This window comes from Dolichospermum planctonicum (genome assembly GCF_005402965.1).
Lineage (GTDB): Bacteria > Cyanobacteriota > Cyanobacteriia > Cyanobacteriales > Nostocaceae > Dolichospermum > Dolichospermum planctonicum.
Genome location: NZ_BJCF01000196.1, coordinates 1 through 222, shown reverse-complemented (window position 1 = coordinate 222; position 222 = coordinate 1). Strand labels below are relative to the sequence as shown.

The following is a 222-nucleotide window of genomic DNA, read 5'->3' as shown; positions in this document are numbered from 1 at the left end:
ACCTGTATTAAAGCTGTTATTAATCCGTTGACTGAGGTTAATGATATCGTTACCACTACCTGTTGTTGCACTAGTAAACCTTTCAATGTTGGTGTAAGTTGTTCCATCTGCTAGGGTAAAGTTTTTAATCGTATTACTTTCATCTATGGTTATCGCTGTGGTAACTAAACTGAGATTACCATCGGTAATGGTATCAATTCCTGCACCACCATCAATAACATT

The 222-nt window shown here is 36.5% G+C and carries 1 pseudogene; it reads right to left on the bottom strand.

Annotated features, from left to right (window positions below):
• Positions 1-222, bottom strand: a pseudogene (locus FFO06_RS21320) (hypothetical protein); the annotation flags it as partial.